This is a genomic window from Zhongshania sp. (genome assembly GCF_041623545.1).
GTDB lineage: Bacteria > Pseudomonadota > Gammaproteobacteria > Pseudomonadales > Spongiibacteraceae > Spongiibacter.
The window spans coordinates 1-5,984 of the sequence record NZ_JBFJWS010000194.1 but is presented as its reverse complement, the minus strand read 5'-3'; the positions used below and the strand labels follow the sequence as shown (position 1 = coordinate 5,984).

Here is a 5,984-nt window from a genome sequence, read left to right as displayed (position 1 = left end):
TCATACCGATACTGCGTGGATCACCCAAAAAGGTTTGATAAGAGCCCTCCGGCGAGCCAACATTGGCATCGAGTACCGCGTGGAACGTGGCCGGACCGATTGCCGAGGCATACTGCTCGTCTGTTAAATTCTTCGCCCACAGGGCGACATCGACATTGGCGCTGCGCCAACCGAGCCGAGCATCAAAAACGCCGTAGGCTGGCTCCTCGTGACGGGGATCAAGATCGGGAATATAGTGGGTTGAGCCCTGGTAGCGATAAGCCAAACGACTGTAGAGATCGCCGCTAAACAACGGCTGGGTATAACGCAGAGCAGCGTTAGCAGCGAGGCTCGGGGTAAATGGCAGTTTCTCGCCGCTGAGATCACACTGTGCGTATTCATTGTCGGGTTCACGGCCGTAATAGCACTGACCGCCGTCGTAGCTCTTATAGACAACATCTAACGCTGTGGCACTTAAACTTAAGGTCAAGCTTTCAGACAGTAGCAATAAGCCCTCAACTTCAGCGCCATCCATAATCACCTGATCGGCGCTGTTCACCACAAAGCTTAAACCCAGAAATGAGGCATTTTGCTGACTATCGTAAATAGTGTGGAATAAGGCGCCGTTGAGCCGAGCGCGCTGGTCCCAAAACTCCGCTTTCCAGCCAAATTCGAAGTTCTGTACTTCTTCTGAATCAAAGTCACGTAACTCCGGCGGTACCGTGCCGGACTCCAAGTTAAAGCCACCCGCTTTAAAGCCAGTAGAATAGGTCAGATATAGCATGACGTCAGGGCTAGCAAAGTAGCTGAGGCTGGCCTTACCGGTCGTTGCTGCCCAACTTTTAGACGAGTCGTAAGGATCCACATTTGGCGCTACTGAACACACTGGGTTGGTGTCAAACGGTGCCGAGCAGCCATTAGCCGCCGTATTAGAGGTTGCAATATATCCGTCTTTTGCTTCGTCGGAATAACGCAGCCCCACACTAAGATTCCATTTTTCGCTGAGATCAAAATCCATTTGGGCAAACACACCGTAGCTGGTGGTCTGTTGGTCCGCGCGGTAAAACGCCTCATCCCCTTCTACGCCAAGTATTGGCACTTGCGCAGGCGAACTAACCGGTACTCCAATGGGCAATGGCGCGGCGACGAAGTACTTCGCCACAATCGTGCCGTACTCTTCAACCTGATCTTCCATACGCAAGAATGGTTGAGCCCAATCGCCGCGCTGAAAATCGTTGTAATAGTAATACACCCCTGTCATCCAGCGCAGGCTATCGCTGCCTTCAGAGGCAATACGAAATTCCTGGGAAATCGAGTCGCCCGCGTGCTTATCAAAATTGCTGGCGATATTGATCGGCATAAGCTCGACGTTGTACATGTACTTTTCAGAGTCGTATGTGTCAAAGCTTGAAATAGAGGTAAAGCTGTAACCGTCGCCGCCGTATTGCACATTCAAAATAATATCGCTGGAATCCTGCACAATCAGCGGTTTTAAATTGTGTTCAACCACGTGATCGAGGGGATCGTTATTGCTAATGTCATAACCCGCCTCACTGATCATCTCGCGAGTTTTGGCACTGTAGTACACATCCGCCGCCATGGCATTCATATCGCGCTCTAACCATCCGGCAATTAAGCGCGCACTCCAGCGATCAGAAAAGTCATACTGCAATTGGCCACGCAGCGCGATGTCATTGAGATTACCGCTGTCTGGGCCACTGAGGTTTTCGGTCAGATTACCGCGCCGGGTGGTACTGGCGCTTAAACGGCCTGCCATTTTTTCGGTGAGGGGCCCGCTAACATAGCCCTTGAGCTGATGTAAATTGTCGCTGGCGTAAGTAAATTCCGCCATGGTTTCCAGCTCGCGACTTGGCGGCGCCGACGATACCGCGATCAAACCCGCTGAGGCATTTTTACCATATAAAGTGCTCTGTGGCCCTTTCAATACTTCGATGGCTTGCACGTCCACAATGTCACCAAGGCCCACCCCCGACCGAGATCGAAAAGCACCGTCAATATACAGCGCCACCGCGGGCTCAAAGGTCGGTACATTGGCGGCATTACCAATACCGCGAATACGCACTGCGGTACTCATTGGTTGTTCGGTCGTTAATATATACAGCGACGGCACCAGCGCGGAGACATCGCTAATATCCCGAAAGCCCGATTCCTGCAAATCATCAGCGGAGAGTGCAGAAACCGCGACCGGCACATCTTGTAGGCTTTCCGTCCGCTTCTGGGCCGTCACCACGACTTCTTCGAGCACCGGCGCCGCAATGGCAGAATTAGCGAGACCAATGGCCAAGATCATCGGTTTAAGGGCGATATGACGCTCAGCGAATTTTATTCTCATAATGTGCTCCTTAGATCATATGCGGTGACCGCAATATTTATTATTTTTTTTAACTTATTTTGAAATTTTATAAGCCAGTAAAACATTGCCGGGTAGCTGACCAAACATGCTATAACCAGAAAGCACATACAACCACTCGCCAACAACAATTTGCCCAGCAACGTCTATTGCCCCGCCATGACCAGCTATACCATTGCTGGCGTTCACCGGCACTGCGGTATTATCTGACCAGAGCACATTGCCACTAGCTCGGTCAAAAACACGAATAGTGCCATCGAGCCCACCACTGAAAATAAGCTCATCACTCGCGGCCACCGCCGCTGACAAGCCGTAGTAAAAGCTGCATTTGTAGAGCTCAGCAGGATCGGGCTTAGTCGCCGCGCGATTATTTTCTAAACCCACCAGGGGCCGCTTACTGTAGTCAAAATCACAATTTCGCTTAACCGGATGCTGCCAAAGTAAATCGCCATCATTCACATCGAGCGCATAAAGGCCGGGCTTTGGCGTATAGCCAAGCTGTTCCCGCTCTGGATCAGCAACGGGCACATAAAGCGACTGCCCAGCCAATGCCATTCCCCAGTGAATACCACCATTACTGGTACCTTGGCTTAAACGCTTACGCCAGACTACACGACTCTTATCATCGCCATCGGGATTTAAGGCAAACACTTCACCGGATTTCTGGCCCGCCAGCAGTAACTGCGTATCGCCAATATCCGCGAGTATGACCGAAGCGCCGAAATCAAAATCTTGTCCCGGATTCTCAGGACAGTTTGCGCCACCGTTCAAACACGCCGCATTCCAAATATCACCAGCAGTGGCCTGAAACTTCCAAACGAGTTCACCGCTGTCCAAATCGAGGGCGATAACTGCATCGCTGGTATCGGTTGCTGGCGCACTCAGGTTTTCACCTGTGCCAATATATAAGCGATTGCGCTGAGCATCGATGGTGGGTGTTGACCACACCGCCGCACCAGATGGCCCGTAGCGATCTTCACCTGCCCTGTTCTTGCCCTGTAAGCTCGCATCACTGGTCGCGTGCCAAGTCCACAGCTTTTTACCATTACCAGCCGCCACCGCCATAACGCCACCGTGAGAACTGCAGCAAATATGACTCGGACTACCGGCTGCAGCTACTTCGAACAGAGAAATTGGCACATATAAGCGGTCATTATGGTAACTAATCGAGCCCGATATCACCGAAAAATTATTCAGCCGCGCCGAGCGCTGCCAGACAATCTCCAAGGTATCGGGGTCGAGGGCATAGACGGTTGCCAGTGAGTCGGCAAAAACCAGCAATTGCCGTGAATCACTCAGGGTTGCAACCGTTATGGCGGAGCGAATACCACTGATCATCTTGGTGTGGGCAACAACGCAGCCAGTGCGGCGATTTAAAACAAATAACTTCCCGGCCTTATCACCAACAAACAAGCGATCGCCAATCACCGCAGGCTGGGAACGCATATCGCTTACCCGAGGGAAAGCAAAGCTCCATGCCAAACTTAGGCTTGCGACGTTACTGCGATCAATTCTGCTTTGCTTTGTCGAACTAAAGCGCCGATTTTCAACACCCAAACCCCAGCTGCCTAATATCGGACTATTACTAAAATCTTGTGACTGCTCGCACATTGCGCCAGCAATCCAATCGTATTGATTCGCCCCACTGCCTGCTAGGTAGTGGGCAATTAAGCCCCTCGTCTGCTTGCTAAGGTGTGCGGCCATTGGCTGCATTTTGCCAAACTCCATGGCAATCATCAGGTCTTCTTTGGCGAGCCGCGACAGCGCGTCGCGGGTAGGCGCGTGCATTGCGGGATTATCGTGGCAGCTAGCGCAGTGCGTATCAAACAGGTATTCACCGGCACGGGCCAATGGCAAGTGCTCAGCATTGCGCAACACCCAGGCTTCGCCGTTCCGAACAAACCAGACCTGCACAGCCGGACGCGTAAGGGCTAGAACTAAGCCCACCGTCACAACGAGAAATATAATAATGCGCTTTTGCATGTCCGCCTCGTTATTATTGTTTGAGGTCTTTCCTTTTATTGGCACCGACGCGTTATCAGCTCAGTGCCATTTTAGATCTCTATTCACTTAATTCCATGGTCGACAAAATGCTATCTGCGGCAACAGCGGCTTCGCAGAATCGCCCAGCGACCCACTCTTTGCGTGCATACATTTGCGTTTGATCTGCGAAATACGGCGACTCGCTATTGGCCGACTGGGAGTAGGTCAAAATAGTTTGTGTATCAGGGCAGTCGTCGTCATCAAACGAAACTACCTGCACAAAACTCGCGCCGTGAACCACGTCATTATAGCCCGCCTCTGAGTTACTCCAGGCATTGCTCATGGCGTTGAATACCCCGTAACTACCTGGGCCGCCGTGCATCGGGATTTTCACTTCACCGCGCGACTCAGTGGCGTGTGTCCGCAAACTGGCATCCAAAGGAATGCCGTTGCCTTGCAAATCGCTAATCGCCGACGCCAATGCATACTGTACGTGGGGATTCGCGATATTCAGCCCGCGCGGCGTATTAACTGGGTCGTTAACGTCAAAGGGCGTAGTCCAGACATCGGCAAAACCAAAACCGCTTGCTGCGGTCCCAGTGGGCACATCTTGAATAAATAAATTCGCCACGAAACGTCTAAACAACACGGCGCCGGGGGCATCAAGGTCATCACGGCGAGTCCAATTTGCCAACACCTCGCAGGCTTCAGCGGTTTGCACCGGACCACCGGCGCCAATCATACCGGGCGTCATCGCGCACAATTGCAGCAAATCATCCAACCACAATTCCGCGGCCATATGGCGATTATTAAAAATCAAATCCTGCAACTGTTGGCGAGTAAATTTAGCTTCATCCAAACCATCACTGCCGTCAATCCGCTGCTTGGTCATCAGCAGACCTATGCGCGTTCGCATCCGGCGCTCGGTGCGCTCATCGCCAATAATACGGAAAAATCCTTCTAGCGGCTGTTCTGGGCTAGACAGCCAATAGCTATCGTTTGAATTAGTCACGTAGTCGCGGCGAATCAGCCACGGCATATTGTCCGGGCCAATAATGCCCGCTTGCACAGCATCGGCGTCGTCATCCCAAGCACAGGCGGTGCGAGAACCATCCAGTACCGGCAAACCCAAGGTGTTCGCGGTCACCGCACCCAACGGCAAACCACATTCTTGCGCTTTTTCATTTGAGACATTTGGCGTTACTGAAATATCGGCGTACAGGGCTTCGCCACTGCTGTCGGCAGCAATGGTATTTACCCAAGGGATGCCTTGGTTGCGCTGCATAATCGCTAACAACTCGCGAACACTTTGCGCCTTATTGGTTTCCACAAAATGATTTAAATACCTAAAATTAAGTGCATTGGCGTCGGCCAGTGCAAACGCCACCGCAGGCGTCCAAGGGAATACCGGCAAGCCTAGGATTTCATTCAGCAATGGCCCCCAGCGCGTCGAATACAGGGTGCGCGACACCGTCGAGCCGTCAGCAAGTTCGACACTTAACTCTTGTGCAATCATTGCCTCTGGTTGACCATCGACCAAATAGGACGTCGGGTCCCCCGGCACCAAGCTCAGCTGATAGGGCGTAAATCGCCACGCCGACGACACCGTGTGACTCCACGCCAGATTCTGGGTGTGGCCAATCAAGATCAT

General features: G+C 52.2%; 3 protein-coding genes. All 3 read right to left on the bottom strand.

Annotated features, from left to right (window positions below; genetic code table 11):
- On the bottom strand, positions 1 to 2,332 hold a 2,332-nt coding region (locus tag ABYT30_RS14220; protein WP_373097147.1), incomplete at its 3' end, for a TonB-dependent receptor.
- Positions 2,333 to 2,386: 54 nt separating this feature from the next.
- Positions 2,387 to 4,333, bottom strand: a complete 1,947-nt coding sequence (locus tag ABYT30_RS14215; RefSeq protein WP_373097145.1) for a PQQ-binding-like beta-propeller repeat protein — start codon at positions 4,331 to 4,333, stop codon at positions 2,387 to 2,389.
- Positions 4,334 to 4,412: 79 nt separating this feature from the next.
- On the bottom strand, positions 4,413 to 5,984 hold a 1,572-nt coding region (locus ABYT30_RS14210), incomplete at its 5' end, for a penicillin acylase family protein (RefSeq protein WP_373097143.1).

Excerpts from the sequence above, each read along its gene's own strand:
- ABYT30_RS14215 (WP_373097145.1), bottom strand. The coding sequence starts at position 4,333 with ATGCAAAAGCGCATTATTATATTTCTCGTTGTGACGGTGGGCTTAGTT.